The organism is Paenibacillus lautus, assembly GCF_050482385.1.
Taxonomy (GTDB): domain Bacteria; phylum Bacillota; class Bacilli; order Paenibacillales; family Paenibacillaceae; genus Paenibacillus_AQ; species Paenibacillus_AQ lautus_B.
Genome location: NZ_JBCNHV010000001.1, coordinates 451,565 through 471,268, shown reverse-complemented (window position 1 = coordinate 471,268; position 19,704 = coordinate 451,565). Strand labels below are relative to the sequence as shown.

The window sequence follows — 19,704 nt, the reverse complement described above, 5'->3', positions numbered from 1 at the left end:
GAGGGAATCTAGAATGGAGCAAACCGTAGATGAGAAGGGCAAGGTTACGAAAACCACGATTCGATATTTTATCAAGCTGCTGCGTTCTTCGGGTATCCCGAAGCTGGTGCTCTTTCTGGCCATCGTGCTCAGTTTGGTTGGTGCGGTGACGGGACTGGTAGTCCCGCTCATCACCGGCCAGCTCATCGATAATTTTGCCGCAGATTCGTTTAATATTCGCATGGTCGGTTTTCTGGCCGTCCTGTTCCTGCTGGAAGCCGTGGCCAGCGGACTTTCGTATTATATGCTTGCCTATGTCGGGAACCAGACGGTGAACAAAATTCGTAAACGGCTTTGGACCAAGGTGCTGGCCTTGCCGGTTCCGTTCTTTGACAAGCATCGCTCGGCAGAGACGATGAGCCGGGTGACCAACGATACGAACGAAGTGAAGACGCTGATCACGGATCATCTGATTGCTTTTTGCTCGAATCTGTTGACCGTTTTGGGGGCCGTTGCCATATTGTTTTACCTGGATTGGCGGATGACCCTCATTATCCTGATTGCCGTTCCTGTAGGGTTCGGCATATTAATGCCCATTGGCGGAAAGATGTACAAAATCTCCATCAGTATGTATGGACAACTGGCACAGCTGTCCGCCATGCTGACCCAGGTGATCGGCGAGATCCGCCTGGTGAAAGCCTCCAATGCAGAACGGAGGGAGGAGAACAGCGGGTACGAGGATATGGACAGCCTGTACCGTTTTGGCATGAAGGAAGCCAAGATCAACTCGGTCCTGATTCCGTTGATGTCGATGGTCATGGTCGTGCTGCTGGTGGTCATCATCGGATACGGCGGCGTTCGCGTCTCTTCAGGGGCACTCAGCGCAGGCGAACTGGTCTCATTTATTCTGCTGCTGTTCCAGATCATGTTTCCTTTCAGCCAGTTTGCCACTTTCTATTCCCAACTCCAGAAGGTGATGGCGGCAACCGAGAGATTGCGACTTATCCTCGAATATGAGCCGGAGAGCGACGATCGTGCGGTGCGCATGGCACCGGAAGGGCATCGGGACGTTGAATTTAAAGAGGTGACGTTTGCTTATCATGAAGGCGAGACCATTCTGTCCGAGGTATCTTTTTCGATTCCTGCCAAGAAGGTCACCGCTCTGGTAGGGCCAAGCGGCAGCGGCAAAACCACGGTGTTCTCCTTGATTGAGCGCTTCTACGCGCCATCCGGCGGGGAAATCTACTTTGGCTCGGAAGCGATCCGCGATTATACTTTGGAGTCCTGGCGGCGGAAGCTCGGGTATGTGTCCCAGGACAGCCCGCTGATGACCGGAACGATTCGGGATAATATCGTCTATGGACGGGAGGAGCCGGTCTCCGACGAGGAAATTGCTGAAGCGGCGAGACTGGCCTATGCAGAGGGATTTATCGAGGCACTGCCGAGAGGATATGACACGGAGGTTGGGGAGCGAGGTATCCAGTTATCCGGAGGTCAGCGTCAACGCGTGGCGATTGCAAGGGCGCTGCTGCGGAAGCCGGATATCCTGCTTCTGGATGAAGCGACGGCCAGTCTAGACAGCGACTCCGAGCATGAAGTGCAGAAGGCGCTGAACAATCTGATGGTCGAGCGTACGACCGTGGTCATTGCCCATCGTTTATCGACTGTCGTCGAGGCGGACCAGATTATTGTTCTGGAGAAGGGTCATATTACGGGAAGCGGGACGCATGAGGAATTGATCCAGAGCCATCCATCCTATGTGGAGTGGGCCAAGAAACAGTTCCAGACCGGGGACTAGAGATAGTAATAGAAATCGGGGAACAACCGGATTGGGGAGAATGATCCGTATACCTTATCCAACAAATTCACCGATATAAGAAGGTTTTGGGACTGCTCGAACGAATAGAAATATGAGGTAGCATAGCTTGAGTTTAGATGAGAATAGAGGAGATGAGCAGAGCGTGGCACAGATCAAGATTTATGGCGTCAGGGAGCGCCTGAACCCCGTGAAGGAACCATTATCGGAAGTGATCCATTCGTGCGTGGTTGAAGCGTTTGAACTTCCGGCGGATAAGAAATTCCATCGATTTTTTCCCATGAACAGGGAGGATTTCCGCTTCCCTGACGGGAGAACGGATCGCTACACCGTGATCGAGATCAGCGTATTTGAAGGTCGTACTGTGGAGGCCAAGAAACATCTGATTCGATTGTTATTCGAACGGATTCAGCATACGCTGCATATCGCACCACAGGATGTGGAGATTACGATATTTGAGACACCGCAGCATAACTGGGGAATCCGGGGTTTTCCGGGGGATGAATTGGCACTGGGTTATAAGGTGGATATTTGACCGCCTGCGCCGGCAATCATTGAAACGCTTCCAAGCGTAAGGATGAGCGTATGTAAGTATGGAATGATCGGATGATCCGAGCGCCTTGCATAGATGGCAAAGGTTACTGCCAGTAGAACAACAGGAAGAGCGAGCAGCATCTACAATGTGGGGCCGTACTGACTTTCCATCTCGGAAGATGTGAGCATGCCATGTGCATGCATGGTATGATCAAACACATGAAATTTCCGGGCGAGCAGATGCACGATGCCGGCAATTACGATGACGGCCAGTGAGACTGAATTCATAAGCTTGTTCTTTTGTTTCAGCATAGAAAGTTCATCGGGCTCCTTATCTTTCGACATAATGACATGAAAACCTTGATATATCCTACCGTATTTGACAGGAGCTGGTGTTTTCCTTCAAATAGAGATATATAATTTTTAAATATGGAAGATGATTCTATACGAGTTATTTATCGGTATCTCAATTCAAAATTTAAGAGGGGGACATTCCTTGACCTTACAGCAGCTGAAATACGCCATTGAGGTAGCCAATCGTGGCTCGATGAATGAGGCGGCCAAACGTTTGTTCATTTCCCAGCCCAGTCTGTCCAACGCAATTAAGGATTTGGAAGAAGAGCTTCGCATTACGATATTCGAGCGGACCAACAAAGGCATATCCTTGTCCAAAGAGGGCGCGGAGTTTCTAGGATATGCACGACAGGTGGTCGAGCAGGCCGAGCTACTGGAGGGGCGTTATCTGAATGCGAAGCCTTCTCCGCAGCATTTTTCGGTATCCACGCAGCACTATGCTTTTGCGGTCAATGCCTTCGTGAATCTGGTTCAGGAATACGGACAGGATGAATATGAGTTGGCACTGCGGGAGACGAAGACTTATGAAATTATTCAGGATGTTAAAACCCTGCGCAGCGAAATCGGCATTCTGTACCTCAATGAATTCAATGCCAAGGTGATCAACAAGCTGTTGAAGGATGCAGGACTGCAGTTTACCAGCTTGTTCACGGCGAGGCCGCATATTTTTATCAGCATCAAAAATCCGCTGGCGAAGCAGTCCATCGTGACCATCGACGAGCTTCAGAATTATCCGTATTTATCCTTCGAGCAAGGGGAATACAATTCGTTCCACTTCTCGGAGGAAATTCTCAGCACGTTGTCTCACAAAAAAAGCATCCGGGTCAATGACCGCGCGACCCTGTTCAATCTGCTGATTGGTCTGAATGGTTATACCATTTCGACCGGAGTGCTGAGCGCTGACCTGAATGGGAACGAGATTATCCCGGTTCCGCTCGCCTGCGATGAGACGATCAACGTCGGATGGATCAGCCATAAGAATGCGACCCTGTCCAAGCTTGGGGCAGCTTATGTCGAGGCGCTGCATGAAGCGATTGCGACTTAGGAGAGAAACCATAATGAGCAGAATAGCAGTGGGAGAAGCTGAAATTCATTAAAGAGATCGCGGACGAAATTTGGAACTCGTAAGCATTCATTCACCCTTTAGTGTTCATCAGGCTGGCAGGTAGCCTACCTATGAATGCTGAGGGGATTTTTTTGTTAGAAAATCTAATATAGCATATTTATGTACAGGATATTGCATGCGTGTGATTTTTTGCATACAATGGAATGGTAAATGATATGTACGTTAAGATACTTCGGATCCACGGGAGGAATTTATATGTCCAGTCAATCGTTAAGCGCTTTCTTACAGGATAATCTAATGGAACTCAAGGAGCAAGGACTCTATAATACGATCCAGCCTCTTGAAAGTCCGAATGGTCCGCTCATTACCATTCAGGGTCGTGAATTCGTGAATTTATCTTCCAACAACTATCTCGGACTGGCGAATGATGAGCGATTGAAAGAAGCGGCAATCCGGGCTACGACCGATTTTGGAACCGGAAGCGGCGCTGTTCGCTCCATTAACGGAACGCTTGCACTTCATGTAGAGCTTGAGGAGAAGCTGGCCCAGTTCAAGGGAACCGAAGCGGTGCTGACGTATCAGTCCGGTTTCAATTGCAATATGGCGGCAATCTCGGCGGTGATGGGTGCCGGGGATGCCATTTTGTCGGATGAGCTCAACCATGCATCCATTATTGACGGCTGCCGATTGACCAAGGCAAAGGTTATTCGTTTTAATCATTCGGACATGGACGATTTGCGTTCGAAAGCTCAAGAAGCGAGAGAATCCGGATTATATAACAAAATTATGGTCATTACCGATGGCGTGTTCTCGATGGACGGCGATATTGCGAAGCTCCCTGAAATTGTGGAAATCGCTGAAACCTATGATCTGATCACATATGTGGATGACGCTCATGGATCTGGTGTACTTGGGGGCGGTGCAGGTACGGTGAAGCATTTCGGGTTGTCGGAGCGGGTAGATATTCAGATCGGCACGCTGTCCAAGGCGGTTGGCGTTGTCGGCGGGTATGTTGCTGGATCACGGGATCTGGTGGATTGGCTCAAGGTCCGCAGCCGGCCGTTCCTGTTCTCCACGGCGCTGCCTCCAGGCACCGTTGCCGCTTGTATAACCGCCATTGATATTCTGCAGAACAGCAAAGACCTGCAAATGAAGCTGTGGGAGAACACCCGTTATCTGCAGGAAGGACTTAAGCAGCTTGGCTATTCTGTCGGTCGTACCGAAACTCCGATTACCCCGTGCATTATTGGAGATGAAGCAACCACCCAGAAATTCAGCTCCAGATTGTACGAAGAAGGCGTGTATGTCAAATCGATCGTGTTCCCGACGGTGCCAAAAGGCACGGGAAGAGTTCGGAATATGCCAACCGCCATTCATACCAAGGAGATGCTGGATCGCGCACTTTCCGCATATGAAACCATCGGACGCGAGCTGGGTCTGATCTAATAAGGGGGCACAAATGATGAAACGAATTATGGTAACCGGTGCGCTCGGTCAGATTGGCTCAGACCTGGTGGCGAAATTACGGCAAGTTTACGGCGAAGAGGCTGTTCTCGCAACGGACATTCGCCAAATCCATCATGAAACGGTCCAATCAGGACCATTCAGAATACTGGATGTAACCGACCACCACGCATTCCACGAGGCGGCTAAAGAACACCGGGCAGATGCGATTATCCACCTTGCAGCCCTGTTGTCCGCCAAGGCAGAATCCAATCCGGCACTTGCGTGGAACCTGAACATGGGCGGTTTGTTAAGTGCCCTTGAGACGGCACGGGCATTATCCTGCCAGTTCTTTACACCGAGCTCCATCGCGGCATTCGGTGCGGATACCCCGAAAAGGGCAACGCCGCAAGACACGGTGCAGCGCCCGTTAACGATGTATGGAGTCAGCAAGGTCTCGGGCGAGCTGTTGTGTGACTACTATTACCATAAATTCGGAGTAGATACCCGCGGATTGCGCTTTCCAGGGCTGATCTCCCACTCCGCGCCTCCGGGCGGGGGAACGACGGATTATGCGGTTGAGATGTATGTAGAGGCCATCCGCAATGGAAGCTACACTTCCTATATTGATAAAGGCACTTATCTTGACATGATGTACATGCCGGATGCGATTTCCGCCATCATTACATTGATGGAAGCTGATCCGGCCAAGCTGAAGCATCGTAATGCCTTTAATGTCACGGCGATGAGCGTCGATCCTGAGGGGATCGCGGCTAGCATCCGCCTGCATATACCGGAATTCAGCCTCGACTATGATGTGGATCCTGTCCGTCAGGCGATTGCGAACGAATGGCCGGATTCCATCGATGCAACTGCAGCACGCGAAGAATGGGGATTTGATGTACAATATGATTTGAACCATATGACTAATGATATGGTGTCAAAGCTTATGGAGAAGCCGCAAGCGGATCAGAGCAAGATCAGTTAACGGCTTCAGTTTCAGAAGGAGGATATGGTTACACTTGGAACCCATTCATAAAAAAGTAGGGAGAAATCTGCAAGCCATCCGCAAATCACGAGGCCTCAGCCTCGATAACGTAGCCGAGTTGACCGGTGTAAGCAAAGCCATGCTGGGACAGATCGAGCGGGGGGATTCCAATCCGACGATCTCCGTATTGTGGCGCATCGTTAGCGGCCTCGGCATTTCATTCACCACGCTCATCGAAGAGGCGGAAACCGATGTAACCGTGGTATCCCCGGAGGACGTGGAGCCTTTTCACGAGGCAGAAGGCGCGTACCGGGTATACCCTTTGTTCTCCTACAACCTGCGCACCAAATTTGAGTCCTACATGGTTATGATGGATCCGGGCTGCGATCACGGATCTGAAGCTCATAATGATGGCGTGGAGGAGTATATTTTTGTGCACCAGGGGGAGCTGGAGCTCTGGCGCGAAGACGAAAGCTACACCGTACCTGCCGGAAGCTCCGTGCATTTCTCGGCTAACCGGCCGCATCGATACGTGAACCCTGGCAACGAGACAACGAAATTTTACACGATTATCTTTTATGCAGATGCCGCAGCCAGGGGCTGAGTACCTTTGTATTGGCGGGCCAGTGATAGTGGTACCTTAGCGACAGATTATGAGTCAAACGTGCCGTTGGAGTTGAGTTGGGTGGCGGTGGGACGGGGCTTGGTATGCGAGTGTCCAGCAGTGTGACGGAGCTCTTGGTATGCGAGTGTCCGGCAGCGTGACGGAGCGATACCTTCAGCGTGCTTGGCCGTGTGGCTCGGCCAAAGTCCGGTAATGCCGCTTGGCAGAGTTGCGGAATAATAGCGGTAAATGTGCGTTCCGGGTACGTTGGAGCAGCGATCCAGCGAGTGGATGCCTGGCATTCCGGGTGTAGCGATGATCGTGGTGCCACACTTGGCGGTATGACGGGGCGAAAGTCCGGCAACGCCGCTTGGCAGAGTTGCGGAATAGCGGTATTTGGATTCTGGGTACGTTGGAGCAGCGATCCAGCGAATGGATGCCTAGCATTGCGGTGTAGCGATGATCGTGGTGCCACACTTGGCGGTATGACGGGGCGAAAGTCCGGCAATGCCGCTTGACAGAGTTGCGGAATAGCGGTAAATGTGCATCCTGCCATGCTAGGCGAAGCTGACCAGCGTACGCTCGGGATTTAGCGGACACAGGAGACCTTATTTCGCAGAAAATAGAGGTTTGAGCGAAACGAACGGACAAGAGATCCGTTATTCTCTGAAAAAGGTGGTATTTTGGTCGCTTGCGGAGTAATTAACGGATGTGGTGTCCGTTAGCACGATAAATGGACTTCTTATTGGGGAAATAACGTATCTGATGTCCGTTGGCTTCGGTGTTGAGCGTTCGGCGGATGTTCTTGCCCGCCGCCGTCGCAGCTTCGATGCGGCGGCAGAGTCACCGTGGCCGAGTCTGGATCAACAAAGGCGAGTTGATCAGCCGCCTATGCTCTTTTAGGTAGTTGGTAATCGACTTGTCTGATCCTGGATCACCGTTTTCTGTATAACTATCATGAATAGAGGCGAGGTCAGGTATGTAACCTGAGCTTGCCTTTTTGTAGTACCCACCCAAGAAGCGAATTACCCATAGCATTGTCTCCTTGGTAGAATGGGAGCAGATTCGAAAACAAAGCGGCTTGCATCTGGATCTGGAGATTCGCCAGCTGCAACCAGCACATCAGAATCGAGCGTGCCTTAAGGGAATTACACGAAGGAGCATTTGTCATCCGGGTGTATATTCGCATGCGAAACTCAAATGTACATTCCCCGACACAATCTCAATCAACCGTACATTCTCGATGTATATTCCCACACTATCCCAATCTACCATACAAATCTCATAATGTAGTTACCTCGAACCCATCGTTTACCTCGTCTCCATCTAGCTGAAGAGGACGCTCCTGCACTCTCTCGCGAATCTCGAAGTACATCCCCTGTACCATCTCATCTACCATACCATCGCCTTAATGTAGTTACATCACCATCTCATCTGCCATACCATCGCCCTAATGAAGTTACATCACCATCTCATCTACCATACCATCGCCCTAATGAAGTTACATCACCACCTCATCTACCATACCATCGCCCTAATGAAGTTACATCACCATCTCATCTACCGTACCACCGCCCTAATGCAGTTAACGTCAATCTCAGTGCACTATACATTTCTCACCTGAAATCGCTCATTTACGGATGTCTTCGTTTGGATCATATCGGCATTATATAATGACGCCTACACATACACACCTCAAATACACACCTCAAATACACACCTCAAATACACACCTCACATACACACCATTCCAATCCATTCAAACACTTTACTTTGACAAAATAAATTAACTCGTGTTAATTTATTTACACGAGTTAATTTTAAAGGGGCTGTCACAATGGATCCGGATATCCCACTCAGGGAATTAAAAAAAGCCAAAAACAAAATCGCGCTGTATGAAGCGGCATTATCGTTGATGAGCGATCGGATGTTTAGCCAGGTTATGGTGGAGGACATCTGCAGGCAAGCCGAAATCTCAAAGGTCACTTTTTTTAAGTTCTATCAACGCAAAGAAGATCTGTTGATTTATTTTATGCGGGTATGGCTGACCGAGCGGGTTATCGAGATCGATATGGAAGGGAAAAAAGGGTTTCAGGCGTTCCGGCATCTGTTGTCCCAAGTGGCTAAAGAGCATCAAGTGAGACCGGGCATGATGCCGAGCTTGATCTCCTTTCTCGCGGAGCAGAACATGCAGCCCTGCATGCCGGAGCTTAGCCCTGCGGAAGTATCGCTGCTCTTTCCCGGTCACGAGGAAGCGGGAAGTAAGTCGCCCAACATGTACGATTTGTTCCAGCAGTTCATGAAGGAAGAAGATCACGCCGGAAGGCTGAACAAAGCTTTTGCCTTGGAGCAAGCTGTGCAGATTTGTTTCACCATTTTTTATGGCGCGTTTCTGACGGCGCAATTGTATCATTCAACCGAAATCGGTCGCTTTTACGAAACGCATCTTGGTCTGTTGGAAATTAAGGAAGAGGAGTGAGCAAGTATGGTCAAAGTCATTCCAGGTCGATATACCGCACACATGGAAGGATCCTTTGTTGTATTCGTGATCGGGTTTCGGATTAACAAATGGTGGGCGGTGCATAAGTGGCTGCCTGTCATGAACGCCATGACCCCGATGCTTCAGGAGCTGTACCGGAACAAGGAGGAGCTCGGCTTCATGGACGGTACCTATCATTTTTCCGGCCGGGGACTTACCCTCATTCAATACTGGAGGAGCTTTGAACACCTGGAGCATTATGCCCGTCACGGAGCCAATCACTTGAAGGCATGGCGGGATTTCAACCGCAAGATTGGAACGGGAGGGGACGTAGGGATATTCCACGAAACCTATCTGGTTCCGGAAGGACAGTATGAATGTCTGTATAACAATATGCCGAAGCTCGGTTTGGCCAAAGCGGGAGCTCATGTCCCCGCGACGGGACGCAGGGAAACAGCAAGCCGGAGGCTTGGCCGCGAGGGAGAGCCGGCTGTACCCACTCCTCCAAATCCGTAGTTCCGGCTTATCGGCGGCTGATCTCCCTCCAGTTGCTGCAACTTAAGGTGAAGGATAATTACCATAGGTTAAGGGCCGTGTAAATACTATGGAAGTCGTGATGCTTTAGACTTGTTTTTCTTCCGCGCTCCAAAAAAGTGTTGGTAATCCCCGTCCATTCTTCTATGATGAAATTACTTTCAATCGACGAAGAGATAAGGATTCGCTTAGGGGGATGCCTATGGGAAGAAAAGCGTGGTTTTACCGTCAGCTTTTGTCGTATATGCCGGTCTTCTTTATCGTAATTTCCTTTGTGTTTTTTGTCTTTTTTCAAATGCTCGGCGAACAGTCGCGGCAGGGTGCGATTCAGGCGAATGAGACGATGATTCAGCAGGCGATGCGGTCGGTGGATAATTCGCTGAAGGCCATCGATCAGATGCTGGTACAGGAGTTGCTGTTCAACCCCGATATGTCGGGATTTTTCAATCAAGAGGATCAGGACAATGTCTATTTGAACATGCAGGCGGTGAAGGCCATGAAGCAGTTCAAGGTGACCAATCCGCTGGTGGATTCCATGGTGCTCGTGCGGACCCAGGATGAGTTCGTCCTGAGTACTTCGTCCTCATCGAACTTGCAGGATTATGCGGATTATGACTTTCTCAAGCCTTACTTGGCCCAGGTCAATAGTGAGGCTAAGTGGAGTACCGTGCGGAATTTCCGGGAATTCAGCTTCAACAGCATGCAGCATGTGGTAACCCTGGTACGAGATGCGCCCTTCGTTACTCATGGTAAAGGTCTTATTGCCGTTAATATCAAGGTGGACGCCATACATAACATGGTTCAGGGCATGGTTAATCCCGATGTGAGTTTCATTCATATGAAGGATACACAGGGGCGATCCATGCTCCCCGGCACCTCAATGGCCGAGAGTGGGGAGCTTGTCTCTCAGGTGGTGTCGCCATATACCGGGTGGGTATATGAGGGAGGCCTTACCCAAGGCAGAGTGGTTGGTATCGTCAGCCAGCTGTACAATGTCTGGTTTATGGTCGGCCTTCTCATGTGCGTTGCCGGAATCGTCTGGATCGTATGGGTTACGCGCCGAAACTATAAACCGATTGAAGCCATCGTGTCCCGGATTCATAACTATTCGCAGACCAAAGCGAGCTCGCTGATCCAAAACAGTAAACAGGATGAGTTCGCATTTATCGAATCGGCCCTGGAGAGTATGCTGGAACAGGCGAGCAGCTTTCAACAGCAGCATCGGGAGGATTTGCTGCTGCGCAAAGCGCATCTGTTTCAACAGCTGATGGAGGGGCAGTACCCGTCCCATATGGAGCAGTGGAACGAGCAGCGCGATGCCATAGGACTGCCGGACTTGTCCCAATCACAGATCGTCAACGTCATCGAAATCGATAAATATCCATTGTTCTGCGAGCAGTACCCGCAGCAGGACCAGTATTTGATCAAATTTGCCCTCAAAAGTGTCGTTCAAGAAATTACAGCCGGGCAGATAACGAGTGTTTGGACGGAATGGATATCTGCTTCGAAGCTGGGAGTGATGACGATGGCAGATGAACAGGACGCAGCACAGCATGTGGTCACGCTGCTTGAGCAGGCCCGCCAATGGGTGGAGCAGCATCTGAAGCTGACCATAACCGTTGGAATGGGAGAGAAAGCGGAGCGATATACGGATATCCCGGAATCCTATAAGCAGGCCCTCACCGCATTGAAATACAAAATGATCCTCGGCGAGAACCGAATCATTCATTACGCCCAAGTATCCGGGGAGGAGAGGGGCCATGCCTTTGATTTCTTGAACCTCATCCGTTCAATGGCTCAATCCTTCCGGCTCGTCAACAGGGATTGGCAGGTGAAATACAATGCCCTCATCCATAACATTGGTCAAAACATGCTGGACCGGGACGGCGTGGTGAACCTGGCGGATTATATGATGTACTCGCTGGGACGCGAAATGTCGTGCATGGCAAAAGAATTTCAGGATTTGTGGATGACAGAGGGACAGCCTGCTTTACGGAATGCGCTCCAATCGTCCGATACGCTGGAGCAGCTGGAACAGGAGTTCGGGGAGGCTTTGTCCGCTCTGTATGACAGCATGCTCGCTCTCAAGGAGGGCCGAAATCATGCGGACACGATTCAGAAGGTGCGCTTGTTTATGGAGCAGAACTCGAGCAACCCGGATCTGTCCCTCAATTATTTAAGCGAACGCTTCAATATGAACTGGAAGACGCTGAGCAAGCTGTTCCGGGAGGAGACCGGCCAGAAATTCGTGGATTATTTAATTGAGCTGCGGATGAACCATGCCCGGAAATTGCTGGAAGAGACCCTGCTGCCCGTACAGGATATCGCGACCGAAGTCGGGTATTCCAATGTCATCTCGTTTGGCCGGATGTTTAAAAAGCTGATGGGAATGTCGCCAGGGGATTACCGTGAGCACGCAACTTATAAGCAGCAGAATTACGGGAACTAACGGATTCTTCTGACAGCTTCATGCACACTGAAACAAGTAGAGAGTCCTTCTGGCTGCTTCATGCACACTGAATCAAGTAGGAGAGTCTTTCTGACGGCTTCATGCATACTTGAAACAAGCAGATAGTCCTGCGGATGCCTTCCCGTGGGCTTTTTTGCTGTGAACGGAGATAGGTTTAGCGGCGGAAAAAGGTTTATCGGCCCTCACGGCCTGCCGGCTCTGAAGTTTCCTCTGCTCGAGGAAATACGTTGATTCGGAGAATCTTGTTTATTGATCGGATGGAGTCGTCCGCACTAGACTTGGGATCAACACAAAGCGAAGGAGGGTGACCCCATTGGCTCGTATGAGCAGCGCAATTACAGTACCTGCAGATGCACAGGCACCAACGAATCTACCGCCGAACAAGTCCATGAACCGAACCAGGAAGAAGCTGATGAAGCACTGGCAGTTCTATCTGCTCGTGTTCTTCCCGTTAGTCTACATCATCCTCTTCAAATACGTTCCCATGTTCGGCGTCTTGATTGCATTCAAGGAATACAACGTCGTACAGGGGATATTCGGCAGTCCTTGGGTAGGGTTCGATTATTTCAAGCAATTGTTCGACGCTCCGTTCTTCTGGCAGTATGTCCGCAACACGCTCGAGATTTCCCTGTACGGCCTGCTGGTCGGTTTCCCTGCACCTATTCTGTTGGCGCTGGCACTGAATGAAATCAGGAACGGCCGCTTCAAGAAAACCGTCCAGATGGTGACATACGCGCCGTACTTCATATCAACGGTGGTCATCGTTTCGATTCTAATCGTGAACCTCTCGCCCAACACGGGGCTGATGAGCAATCTGTTTCGGGCGCTTGGGCTTGAGACCGTTGATTTTCTCGGCGTGCCGGAACTGTTCAAGTCAATCTATGTCTGGTCCGACGTGTGGCAGTTCACCGGTTACGGAGCGATCATCTATATTGCGGCTTTGGCGGGAGTCAATCCCGATCTGTACGAAGCGGCAAGAGTGGACGGAGCAACCCGGCTTCAAAAAATCATCTATATCGATATCCCCAGCTTGTTTCCGGTCATCGTCATTTTGCTCATATTGAATCTGGGCAACCTGATGAGCCTGGGCTTTGAAAAAATTTATCTCATGCAAAACCCGCTCAATCAGAACACGTCCGAAGTCATCTCCACCTATGTGTACAAGGTCGGCCTGCTCGGAGCCAATTTCAGCTTCTCCGCCGCCATAGGCCTGTTCAATTCCATTATCAATTTCATTCTGTTGGTCATCGTCAATTACGTATCCCGAAAAGTCTCATCCACAAGTCTATGGTAGGAGGAATCGCATGAGCAGATCAACCGTACGGGAGTCCACTGCAGACCGGATTTTCCTTGGTATCGTGTATTTGTTTTTATCCGTCGTACTGATCGTCATTCTGTTTCCGCTGCTGCATATTGTAAGCGCATCCTTTAGCTCCCCGGGCGCGGTCTCGTCGGGCAAAGTGTGGCTGTGGCCGGTGGATGTAACGCTGATCGGCTACAAAGCGGTATTCCAGAATTCCAACATTCTGATCGGGTTTGGCAACTCATTGTTTTATGCTGTGGTCGGCACGATCGTGAATGTCGCATTCACCGTGATGCTTGCCTATCCGCTGGCCCGCAAAACATTTTACGTTCGCAACATCATCATGATGCTGCTGGTGTTCACGATGTTTTTTGACGGCGGGCTCATTCCGAACTATTTGCTCGTGAAGTCGCTTGGCATGCTCGACACGCGCTGGGCCATGATCATACCGGGTGCGTTAGCCGTGTTTCAGGTCATTATCGCCAGAACCTTTTTTCAGACGACGATCCCGGAGGAACTGGCCGAAGCGGCGGAGATGGACGGCAGCAGCGACATTACCTTTTTCCTTAAAATCGTCCTTCCGCTATCGAAGCCGATCCTGGCCGTGCTCGCGCTCATGTATGCCGTCGGCCATTGGAATTCCTATTTCAACGCCCTGATTTATTTGAAGGACAGCAGCCTGCTTCCGCTTCAGATCTTCCTGAGGGATATTCTGATCCTGAATTCCGTGAGCGCCGAGATGGTGACAAACGTGAATGAACTGCTTGTCCGTGAAGGGCTGAAGGATTTGCTGAAGTATTCGTTGATCGTGGTGGCAAGCGCCCCGGTATTGATCATTTACCCGTTTGTGCAGAAGTATTTTGTGAAAGGCGTAATGATCGGGTCCTTGAAAGGGTGAATCAAATTCCGTGAAGGAGGTGAGGCCGACACTATAGAATAGGGTAATTCCGATGTTCGGACATATAGGGGGTTTATGCAAACATACGGTTTCGCTTACGAAGTACGGGCAGGTATTCCATATTAGGGAGGAATTGATTTGAAAAGGTTCACTGGATTAGGTTTAAGTCTGGTTCTCGTGGCAGTGCTGGCTCTATCCGCTTGCGGCAAGACGAGTGAAACAGGAACTGATGGTGCGGCAAGTCCTTCGGGGTCAGGGGCACCCGTTGAGCTATCGGTATTCGCTCCTCAGTCCGCCGGCATCGAGAGTCTCGACGTCAATCCGTTCTCCAAGCATATCGAAGAGAAGCTGGGGCTAACATTTAAGTGGAATACGACGCCTGACGCGGTATTCAACGACAAGAAACTGCTGATGTTGGCCAGCGGGGACTACCCGGCGCTTATTATGAATGCCGGCATATCCAAGGCCGATCAGATCAAGTACGGAATGCAGGGGGCCTTTATTCCCTTGAATGATTTAATCGAACAGCATGCACCGAACATTAAAAAGGCATTGGAGGAAGTTTCCTATTTGAAATCCGCCACGACGGCACCGGACGGCAATATATATGCGCTTCCGAAGGTGAACCAGTGCCTGCACTGCACGTATGGCCAGCGGATGTGGATCAATACCACTTGGCTTGAGAAGTTAGGCCTAGAGATGCCAACCACAACCGATGAGTTCTATGAGGTGCTTAAAGCCTTTAAAGAGAAGGACCCGAACGGCAATGGCAAGGCCGACGAGATCCCGATGACCACTTCGCTCGATGTGTGGGGAGGAGGAGTTGACGCCTTTTTGATGAATGCTTTTATATATAACAATGGTACGACCTATTTAAGCGTGAAGGATGGCAAGGTGATATTGTCCGCGGCTGAGCCCGAGTGGAAGGAAGGTTTAAAATATCTCAACAAACTGTACAGTGAAGGACTGATCGACAAAGGAGCGTTTACCCAAAACGGCGATGCCGTCAAGCAGCTCGGGAACAAAGCGGACAATGTGGTCGGCGCCGTGGGTTATGCGCTGATCAGCAGCGTGCTGGAACCAACCGACGCTAAGCCCCGCCATAAGGAATACGACGTCGTTCCCCCGCTGAAAGGACCGAACGGGGTACAGCTTGCAGGTTATAGCGTCGGAGCAGGCGACGGATCGTTTGTCATTACGAACAAAGCGACGGAGGAGCAGCGGATCGCGGCGATCAAACTGGCGGACTACCTATTCTCCGAAGAAGGCACCGTGATGACCTCCTGGGGCTTTGAAGGAGATGGATGGCGGAAGGCGGAGTCCGGGGCGCTTGATTATAATGGCGAACCGGCCGAATACGAAGCGTTGAAACGGGATGTACCGGAGGGATCGCTTGACGTAACCTGGTGGCAGCTCGGCACCATGCTGATGGTGAACTCCCTTCGCGAATCGTTTGTCGCTCCGAAAGATCCGCTCGGCAACGGAGCTTACGAGTATCGCTTGTGGCTGGCTGCAAAGAAATACGAGCCTTTTGCCAAACCGGAGTTGGTGTACCCGACGGATGTATTTATCGATCCGAAAGACGCCACCTTCATCGCGCAGATTCAGAAGACGATTCAGGATTACGTGAAATCGAATCTGGCCCAATTCGTAACCGGCAGCAAGGATATCGAGAAGGACTGGGATGCCTATGTCAGCGGATTTAAGGGACTGCAGTTGGATAAGTATCTGGAGATTCATCAGAAAGCATTAGACAACCAAGGATAGAGGGATGGGAGGTTTATCGCTTGCACAATTTCATTGAATACGCTGCCAATATTAAGCCCTCGGAACGTCAATTAGCCGTCCAGGAGATGGAGTTCTACGCTTTCTTTCATTTTACCATCAATACGTTCACGGATATGGAATGGGGTACGGGAAAAGAAGACCCTGCGCTGTTCAATCCGGAGGAGCTGGACGCGGATCAGTGGGTGAGCGCTTGTGTCAGCGCCGGCATGCGCGGCTTGATTCTCACCTGCAAGCATCATGACGGTTTCTGTTTATGGCCGAGTCAATATACGGAGCATTCCGTGAAGAGCAGCCCTTGGCGAAACGGACTCGGGGATGTGGTGAAGGAGGTTGCCGATGCCTGCAGGAGAGGGGGGATCAAGTTTGGAATCTATTTATCCCCTTGGGACCGGCATGAACCGTCGTACGGCGACTCGCCGAGGTATAATCAATTTTTCCTGAACCAATTAAGAGAATTGCTGACCGGCTACGGCGAGATATTCTGCGTCTGGTTCGATGGTGCCTGCGGCGAAGGCCCGAACGGCAAGCGCCAGGAATACGATTGGGAAGCGTACTATGCTCTGATTCGGGAGCTGCAGCCGAATGCCGCCATCTCGGTATGCGGACCGGATATTCGCTGGTGCGGGAATGAAGCGGGGCATTGCAGGGAGTCGGAGTGGAGCGTCGTTCCCGCTTCGCTGCGCCAGAATGAAGCAATCCAGGAAAAGTCGCAGCAAACGGATGATCGGGCATTTGCACGCCGCTATGAATCGAGCGAAGAGGATCTCGGCAGCCGAAGCGTCATTCAGGGCGAGAAAGAGTTAGTATGGTATCCGGCCGAAGTCAACACGTCGATCCGTCCCGGATGGTTCTACCATGCGTCTGAAGACGATAAGGTCCGATCACTGGAGGAATTGCTGCATATTTACTACGGCTCGGTTGGCGGCAATGCCACATTTCTGCTCAATATTCCTCCGGATACCCGTGGACTCGTTCATGAGGTTGATTTGCAGCGGCTGCAGGAACTGGGTGACGCCATTCGAAATACATTCGAATCCAACCTGGCTGCTGATGCGGATGTTACGGCATCCGAGACGAAGGCAGGGCGGGACGCTCGTAATATGGTGGATGGCAGCAAGGATACGTATTGGAGCCCAGAGGACGGTACGGAATACGCGGTGATTGAGTTGGACTTCGGGCGAGCGATTGATTTCGATCATATCGTATTGGCTGAATACCGGTACGGGCAGCGGATCGAGCGCTTCGAGCTTGAATATATGGAAAATGGGAACTGGCATGCGATCCAATCTGGGACGGTGATCGGGCGCAAACGCATTTGCCGCTTTCCCGCTGTACGGGCTCAATATATCAGGCTTACCATTTTGGAATCGAGACGGTGTCCGCGTCTGTCCGGCTTTGAAGTATACCGTAGCTCGCAGGATTGATGGGAGAATTCTAGCATCTTCGCGGAATTCCTGTATAGAGCCATAATAAGGCGGCCACCGCAAAGGAGCGGTGGCTCCTTTTTTTCGGAAACGCAAAATTCACCTTCCGTTTCATCCAGATTAGTGTAAGATGTACGTGAAAGTATCCCATTTCATTGTAGAGAGGTGTAACCTGCATGAGTCATTCCGTATCATTTGAGACCCGGCTGTTGAGCTCTTTGTCCAAAGTATTTGCCGATGAAGAACTATCCCAAGCCTCGTATGACAGAGGGTCGTCGTTTGGCAATGAGACGTACTCGTTTCAAGTTGCTTACCGTTCCAATCGCTTGTTGAAAAACATCCGCGTTCATCTGCAATCTGAGTTGAGCGAGCGGATTACCGTCCGTTCTGTAGGCCTGGTTCCATCGGAGATGCCTACGTATCATGATCATGACGAGTTTATCTTAAGAGCTGCGCCCGGGCTGTATCCGGACCCTTTGCTGCCTCTGGCATCAGAGCCTGTTATAACCGGATGCCCGAACCAGTGGAGAAGTCTATGGATTACGGTACAGCCTGAGGGTGAGATCAAGGGCGGTACATATGAAATCTGGATCCGTTTTGAAGCGGAGTCAGGGGAGTCGCTTGGAGAAGAGGTGTTCACGCTGGAAGTGATTCCGACAACCTTGCCGGACCAGACGCTGATTCATACGGAATGGTTCCATGCCGATTGCCTGGCGAACTACTACGAGGTGGGGATATTTAGTGAACGGCATTGGACGTTGATTGGTCAATTTATGCGGACCGCCGCTCAGCATGGCATCAATATGATCCTGACCCCATTGTTTACGCCTCCGCTGGATACGGAAGTGGGCGGAGAACGGCCAACGGTGCAGCTGGTTGATGTCGCTGTAACCCAGGCTGGAGCGTATGCGTTTGGGTTTGATAAACTGGACCGCTGGGCAGACCTGTGTGATTCTAATGGAATTCAGTATCTGGAATTCTCGCATCTTTTCACCCAGTGGGGAGCCGGGCATGCGCCGAAGATTATGGCTAACGTGAACGGAAAGCCTGAGAAGCTGTTCGGATGGGAGACGGATGCGACCGGAGAAGAGTATCATGCCTTCATCAGACAATTCATACCGGCGCTGACCGGTTGGATTGAAAGCCGGGGACTTGAACAGCGATGCTATTTTCATGTATCCGATGAGCCGTCCGAGTCCCATCTGGAGGCATACGGTCATGCAAGCCGGTTGATGAACGAGCTGCTGCCGGATTACCCGATCATTGACGCGCTCTCCGATATTTCGTTCTATGAGCAGGGGCTGGTGAAGCGTCCGATTCCGGCCAGCAATCACATTGAGCCTTTTCTGGATCAACAGGTAGCGTCACTGTGGACCTATTATTGCTGTTCCCAGTACAAGGAAGTGTCCAACCGTTTCTTCAATTTGCCTTCGGCAAGAAACCGGATCATCGGGATTCAGCTGTATAAGTTTAACATCGAGGGATTTCTCCACTGGGGATACAATTTTTGGAATTCGCAATACTCAAAACGCGCCATTGATCCGTTCAAGGTGACGGATGCGGATTGCGGCTTTCCTTCCGGGGATGCTTTTGTGGTATACCCTGGTGAAGATGGTCCGATCGAATCCATTCGGCTGAAGGTATTCCTGGAAGCGCTTCAAGATTTGAGAGCGCTTCAGTTGCTGGAGACGCAGATCGGCAGAGAGGCCGTGCTGCAGGCGCTGGAGGAAGGGCTTGCCGAGCCAATCACCTTTAAGACGTATCCGAGGGAGCAGGAATGGCTGCTGTCGAAGCGGCAGTGGATCAACGATAAGATCAAGGAAAGTTTGGTTGTGAAGTAAGCGGGCTGGTGAGTACAAACTAAATCTTGGCGGCATAGAACTCTGTATAAGAAGGTCTCGCATTCCCGTTATAGGAATGTGAGACCTTTATTTTATTTACATAATACGCGCTTGAAGAAACGAATGGTTTCTTTCCATGATTCTACGCTTGCTTGTGCAAGAGCCTGTTGGTTTCCCTGATCG

The 19,704-nt window shown here is 50.8% G+C and carries 16 protein-coding genes; 15 read left to right on the top strand and 1 reads right to left on the bottom strand.

All coding sequences use genetic code 11. The features are described from left to right. Nucleotides 1-13: 13 nt before the first annotated feature. Entirely contained in the window at nucleotides 14-1,777 is a 1,764-nt protein-coding gene (locus tag ABEW73_RS02310; RefSeq protein ID WP_430171898.1) for an ABC transporter ATP-binding protein, read from the top strand. 163 nt (nucleotides 1,778-1,940) lie between these two features. Then, nucleotides 1,941-2,330, top strand: a complete 390-nt coding sequence (locus ABEW73_RS02305) for a tautomerase family protein (protein ID WP_430172237.1) — start codon at nucleotides 1,941-1,943, stop codon at nucleotides 2,328-2,330. A 140-nt stretch (nucleotides 2,331-2,470) separates the two neighbouring features. On the opposite strand, the gene ABEW73_RS02300 is transcribed toward ABEW73_RS02305, so the two are convergent. Next, a complete protein-coding gene (locus ABEW73_RS02300; protein ID WP_430171896.1) occupies nucleotides 2,471-2,641 on the bottom strand; it encodes a hypothetical protein in 171 nt (56 codons plus the stop codon). A 184-nt stretch (nucleotides 2,642-2,825) separates the two neighbouring features. On the opposite strand from ABEW73_RS02300, the gene ABEW73_RS02295 reads away from it, so the two are divergent. The 13 genes from ABEW73_RS02295 to ABEW73_RS02235 all read left to right on the top strand — a co-directional run bounded on the left by ABEW73_RS02295 (nucleotide 2,826) and on the right by ABEW73_RS02235 (nucleotide 19,521). Beyond that, the gene (locus tag ABEW73_RS02295) at nucleotides 2,826-3,728 is read left to right on the top strand and encodes a LysR family transcriptional regulator (RefSeq protein ID WP_430171894.1); all 903 of its coding nucleotides are present in this window, start codon (nucleotides 2,826-2,828) and stop codon (nucleotides 3,726-3,728) included. A gap of 276 nt (nucleotides 3,729-4,004) precedes the next feature. Continuing rightward, nucleotides 4,005-5,195 carry a glycine C-acetyltransferase gene (locus ABEW73_RS02290; protein WP_430171892.1) on the top strand — a complete coding sequence of 397 codons (1,191 nt, stop codon included), beginning with the start codon at nucleotides 4,005-4,007 and terminating at the stop codon, nucleotides 5,193-5,195. A gap of 16 nt (nucleotides 5,196-5,211) precedes the next feature. Further along, nucleotides 5,212-6,180, top strand: coding sequence for an NAD-dependent epimerase/dehydratase family protein (locus ABEW73_RS02285; RefSeq protein ID WP_430171889.1), 969 nt, complete (start codon nucleotides 5,212-5,214; stop codon nucleotides 6,178-6,180). A 34-nt stretch (nucleotides 6,181-6,214) separates the two neighbouring features. Next, nucleotides 6,215-6,784 (top strand): helix-turn-helix domain-containing protein, encoded by a 570-nt coding sequence (locus ABEW73_RS02280; protein ID WP_430171886.1) that lies wholly within the window; start codon nucleotides 6,215-6,217, stop codon nucleotides 6,782-6,784. A 711-nt stretch (nucleotides 6,785-7,495) separates the two neighbouring features. Continuing rightward, nucleotides 7,496-7,687 carry a hypothetical protein gene (locus tag ABEW73_RS02275; RefSeq protein WP_430171884.1) on the top strand — a complete coding sequence of 64 codons (192 nt, stop codon included), beginning with the start codon at nucleotides 7,496-7,498 and terminating at the stop codon, nucleotides 7,685-7,687. Between the two features lie 934 nt (nucleotides 7,688-8,621). Continuing rightward, the gene (locus tag ABEW73_RS02270) at nucleotides 8,622-9,263 is read left to right on the top strand and encodes a TetR/AcrR family transcriptional regulator (RefSeq protein ID WP_430171882.1); all 642 of its coding nucleotides are present in this window, start codon (nucleotides 8,622-8,624) and stop codon (nucleotides 9,261-9,263) included. A 6-nt stretch (nucleotides 9,264-9,269) separates the two neighbouring features. Beyond that, the gene (locus tag ABEW73_RS02265) at nucleotides 9,270-9,779 is read left to right on the top strand and encodes a DUF4188 domain-containing protein (RefSeq protein ID WP_430171880.1); all 510 of its coding nucleotides are present in this window, start codon (nucleotides 9,270-9,272) and stop codon (nucleotides 9,777-9,779) included. Between the two features lie 220 nt (nucleotides 9,780-9,999). Continuing rightward, nucleotides 10,000-12,246, top strand: coding sequence for a helix-turn-helix domain-containing protein (locus ABEW73_RS02260; RefSeq protein ID WP_430171878.1), 2,247 nt, complete (start codon nucleotides 10,000-10,002; stop codon nucleotides 12,244-12,246). Nucleotides 12,247-12,589: 343 nt separating this feature from the next. Then, nucleotides 12,590-13,561: an ABC transporter permease gene (locus ABEW73_RS02255; protein ID WP_430172235.1), complete on the top strand. Its 972-nt coding sequence runs from the start codon at nucleotides 12,590-12,592 to the stop codon at nucleotides 13,559-13,561. 10 nt (nucleotides 13,562-13,571) lie between these two features. Beyond that, on the top strand, nucleotides 13,572-14,468 hold the full coding sequence (locus ABEW73_RS02250) for a carbohydrate ABC transporter permease (protein ID WP_430171876.1): 897 nt from the start codon (nucleotides 13,572-13,574) through the stop codon (nucleotides 14,466-14,468). A gap of 138 nt (nucleotides 14,469-14,606) precedes the next feature. Next, nucleotides 14,607-16,235, top strand: coding sequence for an ABC transporter substrate-binding protein (locus ABEW73_RS02245; protein WP_430171874.1), 1,629 nt, complete (start codon nucleotides 14,607-14,609; stop codon nucleotides 16,233-16,235). A 20-nt stretch (nucleotides 16,236-16,255) separates the two neighbouring features. Further along, entirely contained in the window at nucleotides 16,256-17,680 is a 1,425-nt protein-coding gene (locus ABEW73_RS02240; RefSeq protein ID WP_430171872.1) for an alpha-L-fucosidase, read from the top strand. 176 nt (nucleotides 17,681-17,856) lie between these two features. Further along, a complete protein-coding gene (locus tag ABEW73_RS02235) occupies nucleotides 17,857-19,521 on the top strand; it encodes a DUF4091 domain-containing protein (RefSeq protein WP_430171870.1) in 1,665 nt (554 codons plus the stop codon). Nucleotides 19,522-19,704 lie beyond the last annotated feature (183 nt).

Coding starts and splice junctions, on each gene's coding strand:
- ABEW73_RS02235 (WP_430171870.1), top strand. CDS start 17,857: ATGAGTCATTCCGTATCATTTGAGACCCGGCTGTTGAGCTCTTTGTCC.
- ABEW73_RS02300 (WP_430171896.1), bottom strand. CDS start 2,641: ATGCTGAAACAAAAGAACAAGCTTATGAATTCAGTCTCACTGGCCGTC.
- ABEW73_RS02310 (WP_430171898.1), top strand. CDS start 14: ATGGAGCAAACCGTAGATGAGAAGGGCAAGGTTACGAAAACCACGATT.
- ABEW73_RS02250 (WP_430171876.1), top strand. CDS start 13,572: ATGAGCAGATCAACCGTACGGGAGTCCACTGCAGACCGGATTTTCCTT.
- ABEW73_RS02290 (WP_430171892.1), top strand. CDS start 4,005: ATGTCCAGTCAATCGTTAAGCGCTTTCTTACAGGATAATCTAATGGAA.
- ABEW73_RS02270 (WP_430171882.1), top strand. CDS start 8,622: ATGGATCCGGATATCCCACTCAGGGAATTAAAAAAAGCCAAAAACAAA.
- ABEW73_RS02285 (WP_430171889.1), top strand. CDS start 5,212: ATGAAACGAATTATGGTAACCGGTGCGCTCGGTCAGATTGGCTCAGAC.
- ABEW73_RS02255 (WP_430172235.1), top strand. CDS start 12,590: ATGAGCAGCGCAATTACAGTACCTGCAGATGCACAGGCACCAACGAAT.
- ABEW73_RS02260 (WP_430171878.1), top strand. CDS start 10,000: ATGGGAAGAAAAGCGTGGTTTTACCGTCAGCTTTTGTCGTATATGCCG.
- ABEW73_RS02265 (WP_430171880.1), top strand. CDS start 9,270: ATGGTCAAAGTCATTCCAGGTCGATATACCGCACACATGGAAGGATCC.